Source organism: Micromonospora sp. NPDC002296 (assembly GCF_040296145.1).
Lineage (GTDB): Bacteria > Actinomycetota > Actinomycetes > Mycobacteriales > Micromonosporaceae > Micromonospora.
On sequence record NZ_JBEOWQ010000039.1, the window covers coordinates 28,127 to 48,809 of the forward strand.

A 20,683-nucleotide genomic window follows, 5' to 3' on the forward strand; every position below is an offset into this window, starting at 1 on the left:
CGCGACGCTAGCCGACGCGTCTTGAGGCCCGGTCGAAGTCCGTCACCTGCCGTGGGCGGGCCGGTGACGCGACCCCGCCGCGCTGCCCATCGCGACGACGGCGACCCGGGGTCGTCAGGCCGCCGGGGTGCTCGTGCTGCGGGTGTAGCCGTTGAGCAGGGCGTAGTCGCGGCACTGGCCGCCCCCGCCACCGGCCCCGTCGAGGGTGGTGCCCGCCTTCCGGCAGGTGGCCCGCAGGCTGATCACCCGGCCGGCGCGGACCTCGATCGGCGACACCATGTGGTAGTCGAGGTCCCGGAAGTTGTTCAGCGCCACGGTGAGCACCGTCGTCCCGTCCACCACCAGCTCCAGCCGCCCCTCGTCGCCCTGCGGGTTCTGCAGGAAGATGTCGGTCAGCACGAAGACCCGGCGGGACGCCACGGTGTACTGGTCGGTGCGGGTGGCGCCCTTCGCGGCGGTGACCGCGAGCCGACGGCTGAAGGACTGCCCGCCCGCCGGGACACCCGGCACGGGGGCGCTGGGCGTCGCCGACGGCGGCAGCGGCGGGTTGCTCGGGGTCGGCCCCGACGGGCGAGGGCTGGCGGACGCGCCACCGAGCGCCCGCTGGGCCTTGTCGTCGGCCTGCTGGGCCCGGCTGTCGGCGGCGCTGGCCTGCTGCGCCACCGGGGCCACCTGCTCCTGGGCGACCTCCTCGGCCAGGGACTTCACCGTCGGCCGCAGCAGCGTGTACCACAGGCCGGCGCCGAGCAACGCGAGGACCACCAGCGCGGCGATGATCCGACCCACCCCCTGCGGCAGCAACGGCTCCTGCACGGTCGCCGCGTCCAGGGTGGCCGGGGGCGTCTCCTCCGAGACGACCGCGACCTGGAAGGGCAGCGTCGCCGGGTGACCGCGCCACCGCAGCCGGCGCGCGCGGACCCGCACCTGGACGAAGGCCGCCTCGCCGGGGGCCACCGCGAGTTGCGGCGGGCGGACCGCGACGCGGAGCCGGTTGTCCGGGTCGCCGCCGGCCAACGTCAGCCCGAGCGGCGTGTTGCCCAGGTTGGACACCGACAGCTCGTGCCGGCCGCCCCAGCGCCCCCGCGAGGTGCGCGGCAGGATCTCGGGGGCGATCTCGGCGAACGGCAGCACCCGCACCGTGGCTTCCGGAACGACCTGGCCGTCCGGGTTCTCGGCCGGGGTGACCCGCACCGCGAAGGGCCGCTCGCCGGCCACCACCTGCGGCGACCGGGGCGGCTGGAAGCGGATCACGACCGTCTCGGCCGAGCCGGGGTAGACCGAGACGGTGGGCGGCTCGGCGTGGGCCCAACCGGCGGCGTCGCCCAGCACCTCGAGCACGTACGACTCGACGATCGGGCCGGCGTTGCGGACCTCCAGCCGGCAGCTCGCCTCGCTGCCCGGGCTCACCTCGACGAGGTCGGTGTCCAGGTTCGCGTCGGTGGTCATGGCGCGACTCTAGGTGGATGCCCACCCATTCAATCCGCCGTGGAGGAAGACCTTGGGGCAACGCGGGAGGGCCGTTGAGCCCACGTTGACTGCACGATTGGTGCGGCGGGCGATACTCGGCGTCACCGATCGTCCCAGCGCACCGGGGGTGCTCATGCGACGCGTACCAGTCCACCTGTCCTCCACCGATGTCATCTCGCGCGCCGGGGTGGTCAGTCAGCTTCGGCCCCGGCCGGAGGTCCTGCTACTCGACGACGCCGAGGCCGACCGGGCCGAGGTGGCGGTGATCATCACCGACGGCATCGACGAGTCGTCCCTGCGGACCCTGCGCGCGATGCGCAGCCGGGGCACGCCCGCGCTGGTGCTGGTGGTGACCCAGGTCGACGACGCCGGGCTGGTCGCCGCCGTGGAACACGGCGTCGCGGGGATCGTCCGCCGGTCGGAGGCCAGCGCGGACCGCCTCATCGCGGTGGTCCGGGCCGCCGCGGCGGGCGAGGGCGCCGTCCCGCCGGACCTGCTCGGCCGGCTGCTCCAGCAGGTCGGTGCGCTGCAACGGGAGGTGCTCGGGCCGCGCGGCCTGACCTTCTCCGGGCTGGCCGACCGGGAGGTGGAGGTGCTTCGCCTGGTCGCCGACGGCTTCGACACCGCCGAGATCGCCGCGAAGCTCTCCTACTCGCAGCGGACCATCAAGAACATCCTGCACGACGTGACGAACCGGCTGCACCTGCGCAACCGCTGCCATGCGGTGGCGTACGCGCTGCGCAACGGCCTGATCTGAGCCGCGCTGCCCCATCGGGCAGGCCGCGCTGCCCGCAGACCGGCACCGACCGCCGCTACCCGCCCCGCCGGGGATCGCCACGGTGGGGACAGGGTGACCACGGGGAGGTGTCGTGCGCTGGGGCAACCGCCGCTGGGGAGTCATGGTGCTCGGGCTGGTAGCCGGGTCGGCGCTCGCCGCGCCCGCGCCACCCGCGCCGCCCGCCCCCACGCCGCCCGCACCGGCGCCGGCCCCGCCGGCCGCCGAGGTGGGCTACCGGCTGGGCTACCGCAGCGAGGAGCGCCCGACCCCGGTGGTGAGCGCGGGCGCCACCGCCGCGCCCCGTCCGCTGCTGTCCGAGGACGAGCGCGGCGACGCCGAGCGGGACGTCGACGCGCGCGCCGGCCGGCTGGTCTGGGTGGGGCGGCGGGCCGCCCCCGGCGGCGCGGACCGTGGCGGAGGGCTCTACCTGCGCCGCCCGGGCGGGCCACCGGTGCGGCTGGTCGGCGGTCCCGGCACGGTCGCCCACCCCGCCCTGTCCCCCGACGGCCGGCAGGTCGCGTTCACCAGCGACCGGGCCGGCAACGCCGACATCTGGGTGGTCCGGGTCGACGGCTCCGGGCTGCGCCGGCTCACCGACCACCCGGCCGAGGACAGCTGGCCGACCTGGTCGCCGGACGGGGCCCGGATCGCCTTCGGCAGCACCCGGGGCGACCCCGCCGGGGACGTCTGGGTGCTGCCGGCCGGGGGCGGTGCCGCCGTCCGGGTGACCGACGGCCCGGCCGCCGAGGGACAACCCGCGTGGTCCCCGGACGGCGCGCGGATCGCCTTCACCACCACCCGGTTCGCGCCGGCGGGCGACCCGGCCTTCCGTACGGTGGCCACCGTGGCCCCCGGCGGCGGCCCGGTGACCCGCGCGGTGCCGGGCCCCGGGGACGCCGCGCAGCCGGCCTGGTCCCCCGACGGCGCGCGGATCGCCTACACCTCCGTCCGCGACGACCCCGCCGGGGACGTGTACGTCGCCCGGGCCGGCCGGGTGACCCCGGTCGCCACCGGCCCGCGGCCCGAGCACGAGCCCGCCTGGCGGGGCGGCGACCTGATCTGGACCGCCACCGAGCTGGCCGACACCAGCGACGTGTGGACCGCCGACGCCACCGGCGGGGACCGCCGCGACCACACCGCCCGGCCCAACCTGTCGGAGACCGGGCCGGCGTTCAGCCCCGACGGCACCCGGCTCGCCTACAGCGCCGACCAGCCCGGCGGCGGGGCCCGGATCGTCGTCGCCGACGCCTCGGGCGCCGACCCGCGCGCCCTCGCCCCGCCGGGCACCGCCGAGGATGACCGGGACACCGACCCGACCTGGTCCCCGACCGGCGAGGCGGTCGCGTTCACCCGGCAGCCGTCGGACGACGACGCCCCCTCGCGGATCCTGGTCGTCGCGGTCGCCGACGGGAGGCTCCTCGCCGAGGTGCCGATGCCCCCGCACCTGATCGGCCGCGACGCCGAGCCTTCCTGGTCGCCGGACGGCCTGCGGCTCGCGTTCTCCCGGTTGGCCACCCCCCGGCGCAGCGACCTGGCGGTGCCGAGGGTGGATCGGCCGGCGCTGCCGGGCACCTCGTTCACCGTGGAGCAGTCGCTGCCCACCCCACCGATCCCGCCCCGCCCCGACATCGTCTTCCTCGTCGACGACACCGCCTCGATGTCCCAGCCCGGGGAGGGCGGGGCGAGCGTGATCAGCCAGCTCAGGGACCGGCTGCCCGAGGTCATCGAGAACGTGCGGGCGAGCCAGCCGGACGCCTGGTTCGGCCTGGCCACGTTCAGCGGGCGCGGCGGCGAGGGGGAGCACGACCCGGACATGTACCTGCCCCGCCAGTCGCTGACCAGGGACGACGCGGCCGTGGACGCCGCCGTGCAGCGGCTCGCCGCGCAGAGCCCGTACGGCACGGAGAACTGGTTCTACGCGTTGCGGCAGCTCGCCCGCAACGACCGGATCGGGTTCCGCCCGGACAGCAGCCGGATCGTCGTGCTGATCAGCGACACCGACAGCGTGGACAAGACCCTCCCGCCGCCGGAGGAGGGCGCGATCGACGAGGGGGACCTCACCCGCGCGCTCCGGGCCGCCGGGATCGCCCTGATCGGGGTGCCCATCGCCGGCGCGGACTTCGAGCGGGGGCTGAACTACGACGGCGCGGCCGGCCGACTGGCCGAGGCCACCGGCGGCCTGCTCACGGCCAACAGCGACCCGGGGCAGATGATCACGGCCATCATCGAGGCCATCGGGAAGCTGAAGGTCACCGTCAGGCCGAGCGCCACCTGCGACGACGGCCTCTCCGTCGCCTTCGACCCGGACCCGGCGAGGGTGGACGCCGGCACGCCGGCCAGGTTCACCGAGACCGTCTCCGTCGCGCCCGGGGCGGTCCCCGGGTCCGTGCTGCGCTGCACGCTGCGCTTCGACCTCGACCCGCCGGAGGCCGGGTCGGACGCCGTGCAGGAGCTGATCGTCCGGGTCGCCCAGCCCGGCCTGCCGCTGGTCCGGGTCGACGACGTGCAGGTCGCCCCGACCGGGCCGACCGGCGCCCAGGTGACCTACCGGGCCACGGCCGTGGACGCGGCGGACCGGCCGCTGCCCGTGCGCTGCGAGCCGCCGTCGGGCTCACGGTTCCCGATCGGCCAGACCGTGGTTACCTGCCGGGCCACCGACCAGGCCGGCCGCACCGGCGCCGACACCGCGCTGATCATCGTGTCCGACCCGCAGCTCACCGGCACCCGGATCTGGCTCGCCCGGCTCGACGGCGGCAGCACCGGCACCCTGACCGTCACCGACCAGACCGACCTCAGCGCCCGGATCGGCGACGGCTGCCCGGCCCGCGAGACGGACCGGTCGCCGGCCTGGTCCCCGGACGGGACCTCGATCGCGTTCGCCGACAGCAGCCGCCTCGCCGACCTGTGCGTGGTCGCGCCCGACGGCTCCGCCGCCCGGCACCCGCTCGCCGCCGGAGACCGGGACGGCCGTTGGGTGGCGGACCCGGCGTGGTCCCCGGACGGCCGGCGGATCGCGGTGACCCTCCAGGGGTCCGAGGAGCCGCCGGACATCGTGGTCCTGCCCGGCGCGGGTGGCCCGCCGACGACGGTGATCCGGCAGGTCGGGTCGGAGCCGGCGTTCCAGCGCCTGCCGTCGCCTGACCTCGCCCTCACCGTCTCGGTCGCAAACCAGCCGGCCTACCTGGGCGGCGACCCGGTCCCCGTCACCTTCACCGTGCGCAACGCCGGCCGCCTGCCGGCCGACAACGTCTGGCTGGACGTCACCCCGCCCGCCCCGCTGCTGCCGCCGGTCAGCGCCGACCCGCGCTGCGGGGCCGGCCGCCAACTCTGCCTGCTCGGCACGCTCGGCCCCGGCGGGCAGCAGGTGGTCAGGGTCGTGCTGCCCGCGCGGGCGGCGGTCGTCGCGGCCGTCGCCGGGCGGCTCACCGCGACCGTACGGGAGGTGTCGGCGACCCGCACGGCGCAGGCTCCGGTGCAGGTGATCGCGCCGCAGCTGCGCGTCGACCCGGCGATCGGGCCACCCGGGTTCGTGACCGCCGCCGTGGGCACCGGTTTCCCGCCCGGGGCGACGGTGCGGCTGCGCTGGCAGCCCGGCATCACCGCCACCCCGGACACGGTGACCGTCGACGCGGACGGCAGCTTCCGTACCCAGGTGCTGGTGCTGCGCAAGGACGAGCTGGGCCCGCGCGACCTCGCCGCCGCCCGGGTCTCGGGAGGCCGCGCCTTCGGGCCGGTGCGCGCCACCGAGCCGTTCCTGGTGGTGCCGCGCGGGCTCGACCCGCCCTTCCGGGGCAGGTGGTGAGCGGATGATCCACGAGGTCGACGACGCGCTGCGCCGGTTGGTCCGCGACGAGGCCCTGCCCGGGTCCGGCGTGGACATCGTGCTGGAGGCGCCGACGAAGGAGTGGGCGGCCCGACGCAACGCCCCCACCGTCAACGTCTACCTCTACGACATCCGGGAGGACCTGCGCCGCCGGTCCCGGGGCCTGGTCAACGAGTACGACGAGCGCGGCCAGGTGGCCCGGCGGGTCGCCCCGCCCCGCTACATCAAGCTGTCCTACCTGGTCACCGCGTGGACCCAGCGCCCCGAGGACGAGCACCGCCTGCTGTCGTCGCTGCTGCTGTGCTTCCTGCGCCTCGACGCGCTTCCCCCGGCGGTGCTGGCCGGCTCGGTGGCCGCGATCGGCATGCCGGTGCCGATGACCGTGGCGCTGCCGCCGCCGGAGGACCGGGCGTTCGCCGACGTGTGGACCGCGCTGGGCGGGGAGCTGAAGCCCTCGCTCGACGTCGTGATCAGCACGCCGGTGGACAGCGGCCGGGTGGTCGAGGCCGGCCCGCCGGCCCGCGACGGCATGGTGGCCGAGGTCGCCGACCGGGCCCGCGACGCCGCCGGGGACCGGGTCCGGCACCGGCCGACACCGGCCGGGAGCTGAGCCGTGGGTCGGCAATCACCGACACTGCTGCGCCGCCTCCAGCGGGTGGAGCTGGCGGTACGCGCCGCGGTGGCGGCCCGCCGGGAGTCCGACCCGCAGCCCGACGACCCCTTTCGGGGGCTGTACCTGTCCGACGAGGCGGTCGACGCCGCCCTCGCCGCCGGCCGGGAGCCTTTCCACCCGTGGCCGGGCGATCCGGCCGACGCCTCGGCAAGGGCGTCGGCCGGATCGGGGCCGGCGGCCGGGGCCGGGCCGACGCCGGCTGGGGCACCGGCCGGGCCCGAGGGAACCGGGCGGGATCCCGGGCCGGATCGGTTGGCGGCGCTGGCCCGGGCGGCGGGACTGACCCCGCTGGACGAGGCGCTGCTGCTGGTGGCCCTCGCCCCGGACGTGGACAGCCGGTTCGAGCTGTTCTACGGGTACCTCAACGACGACGTGACCCGCCGCCGCCCCTCGGTCGGGCTGGCGCTGCGGCTGTGCGGGCTGCCCGAGGCCGCCGCGTCGGCCCGGCTCCGGCTCGCCGCCGGGGCACCGCTGATCGACCTGGCGCTGCTGCGCGTCGACTCCCCCGACCGGCCGGTGCTCAGCCGCGGGCTGTGGGTGCCCGACCGGGTGGGCGGCTGGCTGCTCGGCGCCGACGCCCCCGAGCCGTCGCTGGTCGGGTTCGCCGAGCCGGTCGACGCGGCCGGGCCGCCGCCGCCCGGCGCCGAGCAGCTCGGCCGGTCCGGGGCTCGGCTGGCGTACCTGCGGGAGAAGCCGGGCGGCAGCGCGACGGCCCTCGCGGTGGCCGCCCTCGACCAGGCCGGGCGCGGCGCGCTCGCCATTGACCTGCCCCGGCTCGCGGCCGACCCGCAGGCGGCGGAGCTGGCCACCGTGCTGGTCCGGGAGGCCCTGCTCACCGGGGCGGGACTTGTCGTCGGGCCGGTGCGGGGCGACGAGCCGTGGGCGGTCTGGTCCCGGCTCACCGCCGGTGAGGTTCCGGTGCTGGCGTACGGGACGCAGCCCTGGGACCCGTCGTGGACGGCCGGCGCACCGGTGCAGGTCGACGTGGTGCCGCTGAGCGCCGCCGCGCGGGCCGAGGCGTGGCGGGCCGCGCTGCCCGGGCCGGTCGCCGACGGGCTCGACCCGGCCGCCGCCACCGCCCAGTTCGTCCTCGGTGCCCCGGCGATCCGGCGGGCCGCCTCGGTGGCCGTCCAGCTCGCCGCCGCCACCGGGGAGCCGGTCGGCGCGGCGCACCTGCGCGCGGGTGCGCGTACCCAGAACGCGGCCGGCCTGGAGCGGCTGGCCCGGCGGATCGTCCCCGAGGTCGGCTGGGACGACCTCGTGCTGCCGCCGGCGACGCTGTCGCTGCTGCATGAGCTGGCCGGCCGGGCCCGGCACCGGGACCTGGTGCTGCGCGAGTGGCGGATGCGCCCCGGCGGCGGGCGCGGGCACGGGGTGGCCGCCCTGTTCGCCGGGGACTCCGGCACCGGCAAGACGATGTCCGCCGAGGTGATGGCGGGCAGCCTGGGGCTGGACCTGTACACGGTCAACCTGGCCACGGTGGTGGACAAGTACGTCGGCGAGACCGAGAAGAACCTGGAGCGGATCTTCGGCGAGGCGGCCGGGGTCAACGGCGTGCTGCTCTTCGACGAGGCGGACGCGATCTTCGGCAAGCGCTCCGAGGTCCGCGACGCCCACGACCGGTACGCCAACATCGAGAGCGCGTACCTGCTGCAACGGATGGAGACCTTCGACGGGCTGGCGGTGCTGGCAACGAACCTGCGGGCCAACCTGGACGAGGCGTTCACCCGCCGCCTCGACGTGGTGGTCGACTTCCCGGTGCCTGACGAGGCGGCCCGGAAGGCGCTGTGGGACCGCTGCCTCGGCGACCGGGTGCCCCGCGCCCCCGACGTGGACCTGGGCTTCCTGGCCGAGGCGTTCGAGCTGGCCGGCGGGCACATCCGCTCGGCGGCGGTGACCGCCGGGTACCTGGCCGCCGGGGCGGGACGGCCGGTGGGGATGACCGAGCTGATCGGCGCGGTGGGCCGGGAGTACCGCAAGCTCGGCCGGCTGACCCTGGAGAGCGAGTTCGGCCCCTACCTGGGGTTGGCCGTGTGAGACGCCACCCGGCGACGGGAGATCGTTGCCGGGCGCGGGGACGTCACTCCCAGACGGTGACCCGGACGGTGAGCTGCTTCTCGACCGCCCTGGTCACCACCAGCAGCGCGTAGCGCCCGGCCGAGGTGACCACGCAGATTCCCCGGCGTTCCAGCAGCCGCTCCCCGACCGGGCGGGCGGACGGCTGCCCGTACCCCGCCCGGGCGCAGTCGGCGCGCTGCCAGGGGCCGGTGCCCGGCAGCGACGCCGCGTACCTCGGGTCCGCACGGCTGACGACGGCGTCGTTGCCGGCGTCGGGCCACCACGAGGCGTACCCGACGTCGCGGCTGGAGCCCCAGTCGTCCTTCGTCGGGTTCCAGTCGGCGGCCGTCGAGTCCAGGTCGTACGCCGTGTAGTCGGCCATGACCAGCGTTCCGCTCCGCCGCACCCGCGCGGAGAGATCCGCCTCGTCGGTCGGCGGGGGCGGTTTCGGCTTCGACGTCGGGTCGGGCCTCGACGTGGGCCCGTCGGACGGGGGGCCGGTCGGGTCCCAGATCGGCTCGGGAGGCAGCGGCGGAACGTCCGACGGCGAGCCGTCCGGAGCCGGGCCGACCGATGAGGGGCCGGCCGACGGCCCCGGGGCCTGCCCACCGGCTGCCGCCACGGGCGTCACGGACCCGGAGGCGCTCGGGGCGGGACCGACCCAGCGATCCACGAGCCCGACGCCCTTCGCCCACAGGGCGGCGACGACGAGCGGGACGACCGCCGAGATGACGGCCGCCTTGAGCCCCCAGCCCTGCATCCAGGACCGGCGGCCCGGTTCGCGGGCGCCCGAGCGCGCTCGCCGCGACGACGTACGACGCTCCGACCGACGTAGGACCATGGGCCCCTCCGTCCAACGTAGACAGCTGCCCGGACCGCCGATGTTAGGTCCGCTCGGCAAGGCGCGGCCGGCCCCGCGGGCGCATCGGGACCGTCTGCCGCGATCGGTGTCCGTGAGTGCGCCGACGGGGGCCACCAGGGCGCGACGGGCTGCCCGGGTGGGCACTTCGGGCTGCCCCTACGGCTGGCCCGGCCCCCCTGTGCCGGGGCGGCCCGACAGGGGACGGTCGAGACGGGAGACCCTGCCGTCATCGCGCCGGGTCGTTCCGGAGGAGGCCGACATGCGCGGACATCGCGAGTTCGACTCGGACGCGGCGGCACGGCCCGCCGGTGACCGGCCGACCGGCCCCGAGCGCGACACCGACCACCTCATGTACGCCGCCGCCACCGCCGGCCGCCCCGACGTCCTCGGCGCGTCCGGGCTGCTCGGCCTGCAACGGGCGATCGGCAACCAGGCCGTCGGGGAGCTGCTTGAGCCGGAACGGTCCCCGGTGCACTCGGTGGTGAACTCCGGCGGCGGGACGCCGCTCGCCCCCGACGTGCGGGCCGACATGGAGTCCCGGTTCGGCGGGCAGGACTTCGGCGACGTACGCGTGCACACCGACGGGGCGGCGCACGAGTCGGCGAGGTCGGTCAACGCGCAGGCGTACACCGTCGGGTCGAACATCGTCTTCCAGCGCGACAGCTACGACCCGGCGTCGTCGGCCGGGCAGCACATGCTCGCCCACGAGCTGACCCACGTCGTGCAGCAGCGCAGCGGGCCGGTCGACGGCACCGACCACGGCGGCGGGGTGAAGGTCAGCGACCCGTCCGACCGGTTCGAGCGCGAGGCCGTCGCCAACGCCGACCGGCTGATGTCCGCCCCGGCTACCCCCGCTGCCGCGCCGGCCCCGGCCGCCCCCGTCCAGCGGGCGGTCGAGCACGAGGGGCACGACCACCCGCAGGTGCAGCGCGCCGAGGAGATGTCCGAGGAGGACGAGTCGGCGCAGACGTACGTCCAGCGCCAGGAGGCCGGCGAAGAGGAAGAGGAGTCCGCCGAGCAGTAACGGTCCGGATCGGCCTCCTCCGGCCACTACGCAAGCGCCGTCGGCTCGTTTGCCCTGGTGAACCGCCCCGACCGGGAGGTGTGAGGTGAAGGCACCGGCCGAGGAGCGGGGCGACGCCCCGGCCCGCCGCGCCGCGCCGCCGCGCGCGGTCGCCGACCCCGAGCCCGCCATCGGCGTACGCGAGCCGGGCGCCCGCCCGCTGAGCCGGGCGGCCGTGCAGCGACTGCAGTCGGGGGCGGGCAACCGGGCGGTGTCGGCGCTGGTCGCCCAGCGGCGCGCGGCGTCGGCTCGTACCCCCGCCGCGAAGCGGCCCGGTGCCGGCGGTGGCGGGCGTGGCCCGGCCGCGTCGGTGCCCGCCCAACGCTCGGCCGCCGCACCGTCCGCCGCGACCTGCGGCGCCCCCGCCCCTGCCGGCCCGGTCGAGGCCGGGCCGGTGCAGCGGCTGGCGACGGACGCCGGCCCCCTCCACCGCCCCGGGCCGCAGGCCGACCCGAAGTTCGCCGCGCTCAAGGCGGACGTGCGGGGCAAGCAGCAGGTCCTCGGCGCGCACCCGCCGGCAGCGGCGGAGGCATCGAAGGCGCAGGGCGCGGCGAAGGCGCCGCAGGACGACAAGGAGGCGCAGGGCAAGGCGGCGAACGCGGAGAAAATGAACGCCGCGAAGCCCGGGGAGTTCGACAAGGCCGCGTTCGTGCGCGCGGTGAACGAGGCGATCGCGGCGCAGGCGCCGAAGAACCTGGATGAGGCCAAGAAGTTCGGTGATTCGGGCAAGGCCGACGCGGTCAAGGGACAGGTGCAGGGGCAGGTCACCGACGGCAAGAAGACGTCGGCGAGCGCCATCGAGACCACGACCAAGGCCCCGCCGGACACCTCGCAGGCCAAGGACAAGCAGGTCGTACCCCTGGTGGCCGACAAGCCACCGGCCACGCCCGGAACTCCCGACCCGGCCAAGGCGGTGCCCGACAAGGCCCCGCCGGCAGCGACGGACTTCTCCGCCGGCCCGAAGCAGGTCGACCAGCAGATGGCCGACGCTCAGGTCACCGACGAGCAGCTCGCGAAGTCCAACGAGCCGGAGTTCACCGGGGCGTTGAAGGAGAAGACCGCCGTCGAGCAGCACGCCCAGACTGCGCCGGGGCAGGTGCGCGCCGCCGAGACGCAAACGTTGACCGGCGCGAAGGCGGCCGCGGGGGCGGCTGGGGCGACGGCGATGACCGCCCTGGCCGGGAGCCGCAAGCAGGCGGGTGCGCAGGTGGGGGCGGGCAAGGAGCAGGCCAAAGGCGCGGACGAGTCCAAGCGTGCCCAGGCCACGGCGAAGCTTCAGACGGTCTTCGATGCCACGAAGTCCGACGTCGAGGAGATCCTGTCCGGGCTGGACAAGAAGGTCGACGAGAAGTTCACCGCGGGTGAGAAGGCGGCCCGGGACGGGTTCACCGCCGACTACCAGCGGCGCATCGACGACTACAAGGACAAGCGGTACTCCGGCCCTTTCGGATGGGCCAAGTGGGGCAAGGACAAGCTGCTCGGCCTGCCCGACGAGGTCAATGCCTTCTACGACCAGGCCCGCAAGGGCTACGTCGACCGGATGCAACAGGTCATCTCCGGCGTCGCCGACGTCATCGGCGCGGAGCTGACCCGGGCCAAGCAGCGCATCACCACCGGCCGCGACCAGTTGCAGGCCGAGGTACGCAAACTCCCCGCCGACCTCCAGGCGATCGGCAAGGAGGCCGCCGGCGAATTCGCCGGGAAGTTCGACGAGCTGACCGAGTCGGTGAACAGCAAGGGCACCGAACTGGTCCAGACCCTCGCGTCGAAGTACAACGAGGCGCTCAAGTCGGTCGACGAGGAGATCGCGGCCGAGAAGGAGAAGAACAAGGGCCTGGTCGCCAAGGCCGTCGACGCCGTCGCCGGGGTCATCAAGACCATCATGCAGCTCAAGGACATGCTGATGGGTGTCCTGGCCAAGGCCGCGCAGGCGGTCATGGCGATCATCAAGGACCCGATCGGCTTCCTCGGCAACCTGGTCAGCGCGGTCGGCGCTGGCCTGAAGCAGTTCCTGGCCAACATCGGCGAGCACCTGAAGAAGGGTCTCGTCGGCTGGCTCACCGGAGCGATGGCCGGCGCCGGCCTCGAACTACCGGCGAAGTTCGACCTGCGCGGCATCGTCATGATGGTCGGTTCCCTGCTGGGGCTGACCTGGGCGTCCATCCGTGGCCTGATCATCAAACGCGGGGTGCCCGAGCCGGCCATGAGCGTGGTCGAAAAATCCGTCCCGCTGGTGCAGAAGGTCCAGGCACAGGGCCTCGGTGGGTTGTGGGAAGAGATCCAGGACAAGGTCGGCGACCTCAAGGCCAACCTGTTCTCGAAGATCAGTGAGTACCTGATCCCGACCGTGCTGATGGCCGGCATCACCTGGATCATCTCGCTGCTCAACCCCGCGTCGGCGTTCGTCCGCGCGGTCAAGATGATCATCGACTTCGTCACGTTCATCGTGACCCAGGGCGCGCAGATCCTGGAGTTCGTCAACTCGGTGCTCGACGCCATCATCGCGATTGCGGGCGGCGGGACGGGTGGGGTGCCCGCGCTGATCGAGAAGGCCCTGGCGCGGTCGGTGCCGGTGCTCATCGGGGTGCTGGCAGCGGTGCTCGGCGTCGGCGGGATCGCGCAGCGGGTGCAGAAGTTCTTCAAGTCGCTCAGCGCGCCGGTCATGAAGGCGGTCCACTGGGTCGCCGACAAGATCGCTGCAATCGGCAGGAAGCTGTGGGCCAAGGTCCGCAACAGGCGGCAGAAGAAAGCAAGCGATCGGGGCGGCCCGGGCGGCGACCGCAGCGCCTTGGCGCTACGCGCAGCCGTGTCACTCGTAAAGCCTGGCATCGCCGTACCCGAGATCAAGAAGAAACTGCCCGCGATACGCAAGAAGTACGAACTGAAACAACTCACACTGATCACCGACACGGTAGAGCAGGACAAGACCCTGATCCATTTCCGAGCGGTCAACAGCCCGGGAGTCGACAGCGAACAGGTCACCGTACCGGGTGATGAGTCCAACAAAGAGAAGCTCGACGAGATAAAAGCGGCGATGCCGGCGCACGTGGACAGGTTCGTCGGCACCGTGCACGAATTCTGGTGGAAGACCTACATCAGCAAGGTTCGCCGGGGAACGGATGAGGGGTCTTCACCCCTCTGGACGAAGGATGACATCAGGAACACCGACGGGGAGGCCCGCTCAAAAGCGACTGCGCCGGAGTTCATCCGCCCACTCGTCACGTACTTCGACTCAAACCGGAAGAGGGCAGACACGACCCCCTTCTACGAATATGTGTTCCAGAATTCGGGGAGTGCGGCGAAGCGCGCGGTCCTGCAGGAACTCGGCACACCGGTACCCGACCGGCTCAAGACAGAAGGCCTGGCCCGGGTGCCTGCACTTGAGGCGGAACAAGGCTACAAGGATCGCCTGACCAAGGGGCTGCAGAAGCTGGGGCCGACATCCTACAAGGTCGACGTCCTTCCGTATGGGCAGCTGAATCTGCCGACGCCGCGGCCCACAGAACATTCCGACTTCTTCCCGACCAACATCAAGGTCACAGATGACGGGACGAAGCGGATCACCACGTACACGACCCTGGCGGGCAAGAGCTTCCAGGTGGTCGAGTCGGACGCCCTTCGAAGCATGTCACTGCGGGTCAAGGGAATCGATCTGCGCCTGAAGACGGGCGGCGGACCACGGGGTGTCACGCAGGACAGCCCAGGATTCGTCACCAATATGAATCTCAACCGCGCGCACGGCATCGCGGACATGTTCGGCGGGTCCGGCTTCGAGGAGGCCCGCAATCTGGTGACCACGAGCGACCACTACAACCAGGTGGTCATGAGCGAAGTGGAAACCGCCATAGCGAACCGAATCAAGCTGTTCGCGCGCACCCACCAGAGGGAAACCGAGGATGTGGCGTTGAACCTCACGGTCACAGTGCGCTTCGGTGAACTTGTCAGTGAACTGCTCAAGCAGAGGATCACCCATCAACCGTGGTACCAGGCCGGGGACGCTGAGGCAACGAAAAGACTCCAGGAAATGCTGAAAATCATGCTTAACCCTCCAATCCGGAGGGCCGCAGAGGTGATCTACGAATACGAGATCGTCTCCGGCGAGAATTCGATCAAGGATCGAGCACGCATCGGGGCAGACGAATGGCTATTCGTAGAGAGAGAGGCAGGATGACATGGATCTGGACAACGCGGTGGATTTCTTCAACAAATTTCTCGATGCTGAGCACCAGCAGGCCATGGCAGCGCTCACGGAACCGGACGACGTCCTTGAGGAGCGCCGCAATGTCACGCAGAGCCTGATGCACTCCCCGCCGGGTACGATAATGGCGTCCCCGGCCGGGCGAGCTCTGGGCCATTCAGCCGAGGAGTTGGCGGAGTTCTCCGCGAACGCCAGTCGACCACAGCGCCGCACACTTTTCCTCGTCGCGGAATACCGCAATGCCACTTGGCAGACCCTCTTCGCCGGGTACACCAGCGGGGCACATCCCGACACCTCGCTCGTTTACGAGCGGCTTTATTATGCGAGCGAGGTCGAGGGAACGCCGAAAATGATTTCGGAGTACCTGATCGAAATCGAATTCGAGATGGATGCGGAGGTTCGGTGGCGCCACGCCCAAGGAGTGAAGATCGAAAACCCCGGGCAGCTTGTCGCCGCGCACGCGATCCGGGAGCCCGCGCTTGAAGAGCAGCGTCAAAGCTGGGAAGACCTCGTCCAGCAGGCCAACCAGAACCGGCAGCCCGATTAGCCAGGTGACTCTCCGGGGAGGATTGCACGGGCCGGGCGTCACCAACAGCCACGAAGTGCCCTAACCTCGCTCGGTGCGCCAAAGGGCAGTGGAGGGTTCCCGATCAATCGGCCCGGCGGACGTGTGAGCCGCCGCCCGCACGCGGGACGCTCGACTCGATCCCCGAGGGACGAGGAGGCGGGATGCCCAACTACCTGGCGCCGGGCGTGTACGTCGAGGAAGTGGCCGGCTCGCGCCCGATCGAGGGCGTAGGCACGGCGGTCGCCGCGTTCGTCGGCTTCGCCGCGCAGGGGCCGTTCAACACCCCGACGCTGGTGACGAACTGGAGCCAGTACTCGCAGACGTTCGGCGAGTTCGCCCCGGACTGCTACCTCGGCCACGCCGTGTACGGGTACTTCATGCAGGGCGGCGGCGCGGCGTACATCGTGCGGGTCGGCGGCGACCGGGCCAGCGACGAGGCTCTGCCGGCGGCACCCGAGCCGACGGCGATCCTCGGCACGTACCGGGTGGTGGCCCGCGCCCTGCCCGAGGGCGCCCCTGACGACCTGACGGTCGAGGTGGCCGACCCGCCGGAGGGCGTGGGCGAGGACCGGTTCAACCTCGTCGTCAAGCGCGGCGGCCAGGTGGCCGAGACGTTCGAGTCGGTGACCACCAAGCGCGGCAAGGACAACGTGGTGACGGTGGTCCGCGAGCGGTCCAAGCTGATCACCATCGAGGAGGCGGCCCCGACCGGACAACTGGCCCGGCCGCTCGGCGGCGAGGTCGCCCTCACCGCCCCGGCGCCGGTCAGCGCACCGGAGTCCGTGTCCGCCGACGAGTACGTCGGCGACGCGGCGGAGCGTACCGGCTTCGGCGGCCTGGAGGCGGTCGACGAGGTGACGATGGTCGCGGTGCCCGACCTGATGGGGGCCTACCAGCGCGGCGCGATCGACCTGGAGTCGGTGAAGGCCGTGCAGTCCGCGGTGATCGCGCACTGTGAGCTGATGGGCGACCGGATGGCCATCCTGGACCCGCCGCCGGGGCTGTCGCCGCAGCAGGTCAAGGAGTGGCGCACCGACCAGGCCGGCTACGACTCGAAGTACGCCACGCTCTACTACCCGTGGATCAAGGTGTTCGACCCGGTGACCGGCACCAACCGGTTCATGCCGCCGTCGGGTCACCTGGCCGGGGTGTGGGCCCGCAACGACGCCAACCGGGGCGTGCACAAGGCCCCCGCGAACGAGACGATCCGGGGTGCGATCGCCCTGGAGACGCAGCTCACCCGCGCGGAGCAGGAACTGCTCAACCCGATCGGCGTCAACTGCATCCGCTCGTTCCCGGGCCGGGGCATCCTCGTGTGGGGCGCGCGGACGCTGTCGTCCGACCCGGCGTGGCGGTACCTGAACGTGCGGCGGCTCTTCAACTACCTGGAGGAGTCGATCCTCAACGGCACCCAGTGGGTGGTGTTCGAGCCCAACGACCACATGCTCTGGGCCCGCATCCGCCGCACCATCAGCGCGTTCCTGGTCAACGAGTGGCGACGGGGCGCGCTGTTCGGGCTCACCCCCGACGAGGCGTTCTACGTCAAGTGCAACGAGGAGACCAACTCCGCCGAGAGCATCGACGCCGGCCAGGTGATCTGCCAGATCGGCGTGGCCCCGGTGAAGCCCGCCGAGTTCGTCATCTTCCAGCTGGCGCAGATGTCCGGCGGCACCAGCCTGGTCAACGAGTAGTCCCCAAAGCGTCAGGAGGCAGTCGTGCCGCTCCCCGATTTCGACTCCGCCGTCGGCCACTCGTTCGGCCTTGAGGTGGACAGCATCATCATCCGCCAGATCACCGAGGTCTCCGGCCTCAAGATGGAGCAGGACGTCATCGAGTACAAGTCGAACACCGCCGACGGCAAGTTCGCCGTACGCAAGGCGCCCGGCGCGCCGAAGGCCGGCGAGGTCACGCTGACCCGGGGCCTGACGGCGGACAACAGTTTCGAGCGGTGGGTCAAGGACTGCCGCTTCGGGAAGATGGGCTCCGCCCGCAAGGGCGGCGCGATCATCGTCTTCGACTACGAGGGCATACCGATCAAGCGGTACAAGCTCACCAACGCGTGGGCGAAGAGCCTGGAGATCAGCTCGCTCAAGGCCGGCGACACCAGCGTGCTCACCGAGAAGCTCGTGGTGACGTACGAGTCGATGGAGGTCGAGTAGCCCCATGCGCCGCACGTCGTCCCTGGTCCCGTCGCCCGGCCCGGAGCCGGCCGAGCCGCCCGCCGTCGCCCCGCGCCGCGAGACGCTGCGCACGGAGTTCCCGTTCGAGCTGCCGCGCGGCTACGTCGACGGCTCGGGCACAGTCCACCGGGACGGGGTGATGCGGCTGGCGACCGCCCGCGACGAGCTGGTGCCGTTGCGCGACGACCGGGTCCGGGAGAACCCGCCGTACCTCACGGTGGTGCTGCTCAGCCGGGTGGTCACCCGGATCGGCACGGTGCTGGACGTGCACCCGGGCGTGGTGGAGGACCTGTTCGCCTCGGACCTGGCGTTCCTCCAGGACATGTACCGGCGGATCAACAGCGAGGGGCACACCCGGGCGAGCGTGGTGTGCCCGGAGTGCCGGCACCGCTTCGCCGTCGACCTCGCCGGTGGGCGCCTGGGGGAATCGTGACGTACGCGGCCGGCCGCATCTACTCCGAGGTCGCGTACGTCGCCTACCACTTCCACTGGTCGCTGGACGAGATCCTCGACCTCGAACACGGCGAGCGCCTGCGCTACGTGGCGGAGATCGCCAGCATCAACACCCGCATCAGTCAGGGACGGTGACCCGATGTGGCCGTGGCGCCGGCGAGCGCAGGGGACCGTGCAACGGTCCACCACGGACGCGCCGCCCGGAGACGGCTCGCCGGCCCCCACCCGGAGCGGGCCGCCGGCGTGGCAGAGCCTCCCGCCGCTCCAGCGGATCATCTCGGACGAGCCACGGCTGAACCTGCCCGACACGTTCACCGGGTCGCTGGCCGCGTGGCGCGACCCGTCGTACCTGGCGCCCCTCGGTCACCTCGTCGGTGCCGCCGAGCCGGCCGGGGTGCTGCACGAGACGGCCGTGCCGGTGAGCGAGCCACCCCGGTCTTTCCCGGAGCCCGTCGGCCGGACGCACGGCGAGGACCCCGGGCCGCTGCCGCTCGCGACGCCGTCGGCGGACAACCGCCCGTTGGCACCGTCCCTGCAACGACAGGCCGCCGGTCCGCCGGGAACCGCACCGACGCCAGAACCTCCGCCGGCCGTGCCGGCCCGGGGGCGGGCGGTGCCCGTGGAGCCGGTGCCGGTCAGCCGGCTGCTGACCGCGCCCCCGCCGCCGGAGGAGCTGCTCCTGCCCGCCGTCGACCGCCCGGCCGACCCGACGCCGGAGGCCGCCCGACCCGACACCGCCTCACCCGAGGCACCCACCCTCGGACGGGACGACCCGGCGACGGGTGACACCGACGCGACGACCCCGGCCGATATGGCGGGTCCCCCCGGCGGTGACGTCACGGTTCCGGCGTCGGACGCGTGGTCGGCGGCGGCAACCGCCGGGCCCCTCACACCGGGCAGCGCCGGGCCGTCCGCACCGGACCTGCCCGTGCAGCGACTCGTCGGGGACGGCCCGAGGCCAACCCGCCGGCTCGGGCTGGGCGAGCCGATCGTGTCCCCCGTGCTCCCCCCGGCGTCCCGCCCGACCGGCGACGCCGCTCCCCCGCCGGTGCAACGCTCCACGGCCGGGCAGGGTCCCGAGCAGGTGCGACGCCCCGCCGCCGGAGAGGGCCGGTCGGGCGGCCCACGGTCGCCGGCCGCCACGCCGCTGGTCCAGCGGTCGCCGGCCGCCGGGAGCGGGCCGGCCAGCGGGCCCGGGGCCGCCGATCGACCGGCCGACGCGGGAGACGCGACGCCGGCGGGCGACTCGGCCGCGCTCCTGGGCGAGGGGGCCGTCACCGTCTCCCGGCTCGGAACGGAAGCACTCCCCACCGGTCTCGGCCCCTCCCCCGTGGGGCCGCAGGCCGAGGCGGGGACCGCCGGCGGGGGCGAGGACCTCGCCGGCGGTCCCCCGCCGCCCGCCGAGGGCCTGCCGCTCGCCGGTACGCCGCGCGGCGACGCCCCACCCACCCGTTGGCCCGGCGGCGCGGCAGACCCGGGCACGGGCGGACCGACACCCGTCCAGACGTTCGTGCCACCCGCCGGGGAGATGCCGCCCGCCGGGGGGACGGCACCCGGTGGGAACGTGCCGGCGGAAGCGGGCATGGCCCCGCTGCTGGGCGGACCGGCCACGTCGACGCCCCCGGGCGTCGCCTCCTCGGAGAGCGGGCCGGCGGCGGGCGTTCAGGCGGTGGATCCGGCCGGCGGCCCAAAGGCGGGACACGTGGGCTCCGGCGGCCCCGACCTGCCGGTGGTGGCACGCCTGACGACGTCGACCACCTCGACCGGCCCTCAGGCCGAGGAGCCGACGACCGACACCGGACCGGTCCCCCACGCCGAGGCGCCGACCGGCACCGATGCCCCGTACGACGGGGGAACAAGCCCGGTCGGTCGCGTCACGACCGGCGGGGAGACCGACGGCGGACCGGGCGTCGCCAGCCTCGTCGGCCTCGTCGGCGGAGACGGCGGAGACGGCGGCATGGCCGACCCCACCGGCGACGCGGGCCCCGCAGGGGTGGACCCGAACGGGAGCCCGCCCCCTCCCCTGCCCCTCGTCGTGGCCCGGCTCGTCGGTGACCGCCCGCCCCCGCTGCTGACCGGAGCCGGCCCGATCGCGCCGCTGCCCGACCGGCCGACCGTGCAGCGGGTGACCTGGCAGCGGGACGAGGCGACGGCCACCGACGGGTGGGCCGCCACCGCACCCGACCCGGACCGGGCCGTCCCCGTGGACCTGTACCCGACCCCGGCCGCCTCATATCCGACCCCGACCGCCCCGTACCCGACCGCCCCGTACCCGGCCACGGCGGCGTCGACCGACGCAGCCGGCTCGACCGGCGCGGAGGCCGGCCGCGGGCTCCCGCCCGTCCAGCGGTGGGTGGGCGCGCTTCCTGGCACGCCGTCGGCCGGCCGGCCCCAGGGGCGGGACACCGCGCCGCCCGGGCCGCCGCTGTCCGCGTACGCCATGGGTGAGCTGTCGGGTCCGGTCGTGCAGCGGGCCGAACCGGTCGACGACGCCGCCCCGCCGCCCCCGGTCGACGCACCCGCGCCGCCTGCGGCGGCCCCGCCGCCCGGCGGCGGCGGG

Annotated in this window: 13 protein-coding genes and 1 pseudogene; 12 read left to right on the plus strand and 2 right to left on the minus strand. The window is 73.9% G+C overall.

Features of this window, described 5'->3' with window-relative positions:
- Window positions 1–114: 114 nt before the first annotated feature.
- Window positions 115–1,446, minus strand: a complete 1,332-nt coding sequence (locus ABT023_RS23745) for a COG1470 family protein (protein WP_350888598.1) — start codon at window positions 1,444–1,446, stop codon at window positions 115–117.
- A gap of 154 nt (window positions 1,447–1,600) precedes the next feature.
- Here ABT023_RS23745 and ABT023_RS23750 point away from each other — a divergent pair, with 154 nt between their 5' ends.
- The 4 genes from ABT023_RS23750 to ABT023_RS23765 all read left to right on the plus strand — a co-directional run bounded on the left by ABT023_RS23750 (window position 1,601) and on the right by ABT023_RS23765 (window position 8,778).
- Window positions 1,601–2,224, plus strand: coding sequence for a response regulator transcription factor (locus ABT023_RS23750; protein ID WP_350888599.1), 624 nt, complete (start codon window positions 1,601–1,603; stop codon window positions 2,222–2,224).
- Between the two features lie 112 nt (window positions 2,225–2,336).
- Window positions 2,337–6,047, plus strand: a complete 3,711-nt coding sequence (locus ABT023_RS23755) for a VWA domain-containing protein (RefSeq protein WP_350888600.1) — start codon at window positions 2,337–2,339, stop codon at window positions 6,045–6,047.
- Window positions 6,048–6,051: 4 nt separating this feature from the next.
- The gene (locus ABT023_RS23760) at window positions 6,052–6,678 is read left to right on the plus strand and encodes a Pvc16 family protein (RefSeq protein ID WP_350888601.1); all 627 of its coding nucleotides are present in this window, start codon (window positions 6,052–6,054) and stop codon (window positions 6,676–6,678) included.
- A 3-nt stretch (window positions 6,679–6,681) separates the two neighbouring features.
- On the plus strand, window positions 6,682–8,778 hold the full coding sequence (locus ABT023_RS23765; RefSeq protein ID WP_350888602.1) for an ATP-binding protein: 2,097 nt from the start codon (window positions 6,682–6,684) through the stop codon (window positions 8,776–8,778).
- Window positions 8,779–8,821: 43 nt separating this feature from the next.
- On the opposite strand, the gene ABT023_RS23770 is transcribed toward ABT023_RS23765, so the two are convergent.
- Window positions 8,822–9,181, minus strand: a complete 360-nt coding sequence (locus tag ABT023_RS23770) for a hypothetical protein (RefSeq protein WP_350888603.1) — start codon at window positions 9,179–9,181, stop codon at window positions 8,822–8,824.
- 739 nt (window positions 9,182–9,920) lie between these two features.
- Between ABT023_RS23770 and ABT023_RS23775 the strand changes: the two genes are divergently transcribed.
- The 8 genes and pseudogenes from ABT023_RS23775 to ABT023_RS23810 all read left to right on the plus strand — a co-directional run.
- Window positions 9,921–10,685: an eCIS core domain-containing protein gene (locus ABT023_RS23775; protein WP_350888604.1), complete on the plus strand. Its 765-nt coding sequence runs from the start codon at window positions 9,921–9,923 to the stop codon at window positions 10,683–10,685.
- A gap of 85 nt (window positions 10,686–10,770) precedes the next feature.
- Window positions 10,771–14,895: a hypothetical protein gene (locus ABT023_RS23780; protein ID WP_350888605.1), complete on the plus strand. Its 4,125-nt coding sequence runs from the start codon at window positions 10,771–10,773 to the stop codon at window positions 14,893–14,895.
- Between the two features lies 1 nt (window position 14,896).
- Entirely contained in the window at window positions 14,897–15,469 is a 573-nt protein-coding gene (locus ABT023_RS23785; RefSeq protein ID WP_350888606.1) for a hypothetical protein, read from the plus strand.
- Window positions 15,470–15,651: 182 nt separating this feature from the next.
- A complete protein-coding gene (locus ABT023_RS23790) occupies window positions 15,652–17,181 on the plus strand; it encodes a phage tail sheath family protein (RefSeq protein WP_350888607.1) in 1,530 nt (509 codons plus the stop codon).
- Between the two features lie 24 nt (window positions 17,182–17,205).
- Window positions 17,206–17,649, plus strand: coding sequence for a phage tail protein (locus tag ABT023_RS23795; RefSeq protein ID WP_350888608.1), 444 nt, complete (start codon window positions 17,206–17,208; stop codon window positions 17,647–17,649).
- 4 nt (window positions 17,650–17,653) lie between these two features.
- The gene (locus ABT023_RS23800) at window positions 17,654–18,103 is read left to right on the plus strand and encodes a hypothetical protein (RefSeq protein ID WP_350888609.1); all 450 of its coding nucleotides are present in this window, start codon (window positions 17,654–17,656) and stop codon (window positions 18,101–18,103) included.
- Complete coding sequence (locus ABT023_RS23805) at window positions 18,100–18,258, plus strand: DUF6760 family protein (RefSeq protein ID WP_350888610.1); 159 nt, start codon at window positions 18,100–18,102, stop codon at window positions 18,256–18,258. Before ABT023_RS23800 ends, ABT023_RS23805 begins: the two co-directional genes overlap by 4 nt.
- A gap of 37 nt (window positions 18,259–18,295) precedes the next feature.
- Window positions 18,296–20,683: pseudogene (locus ABT023_RS23810) on the plus strand (hypothetical protein); the annotation flags it as partial.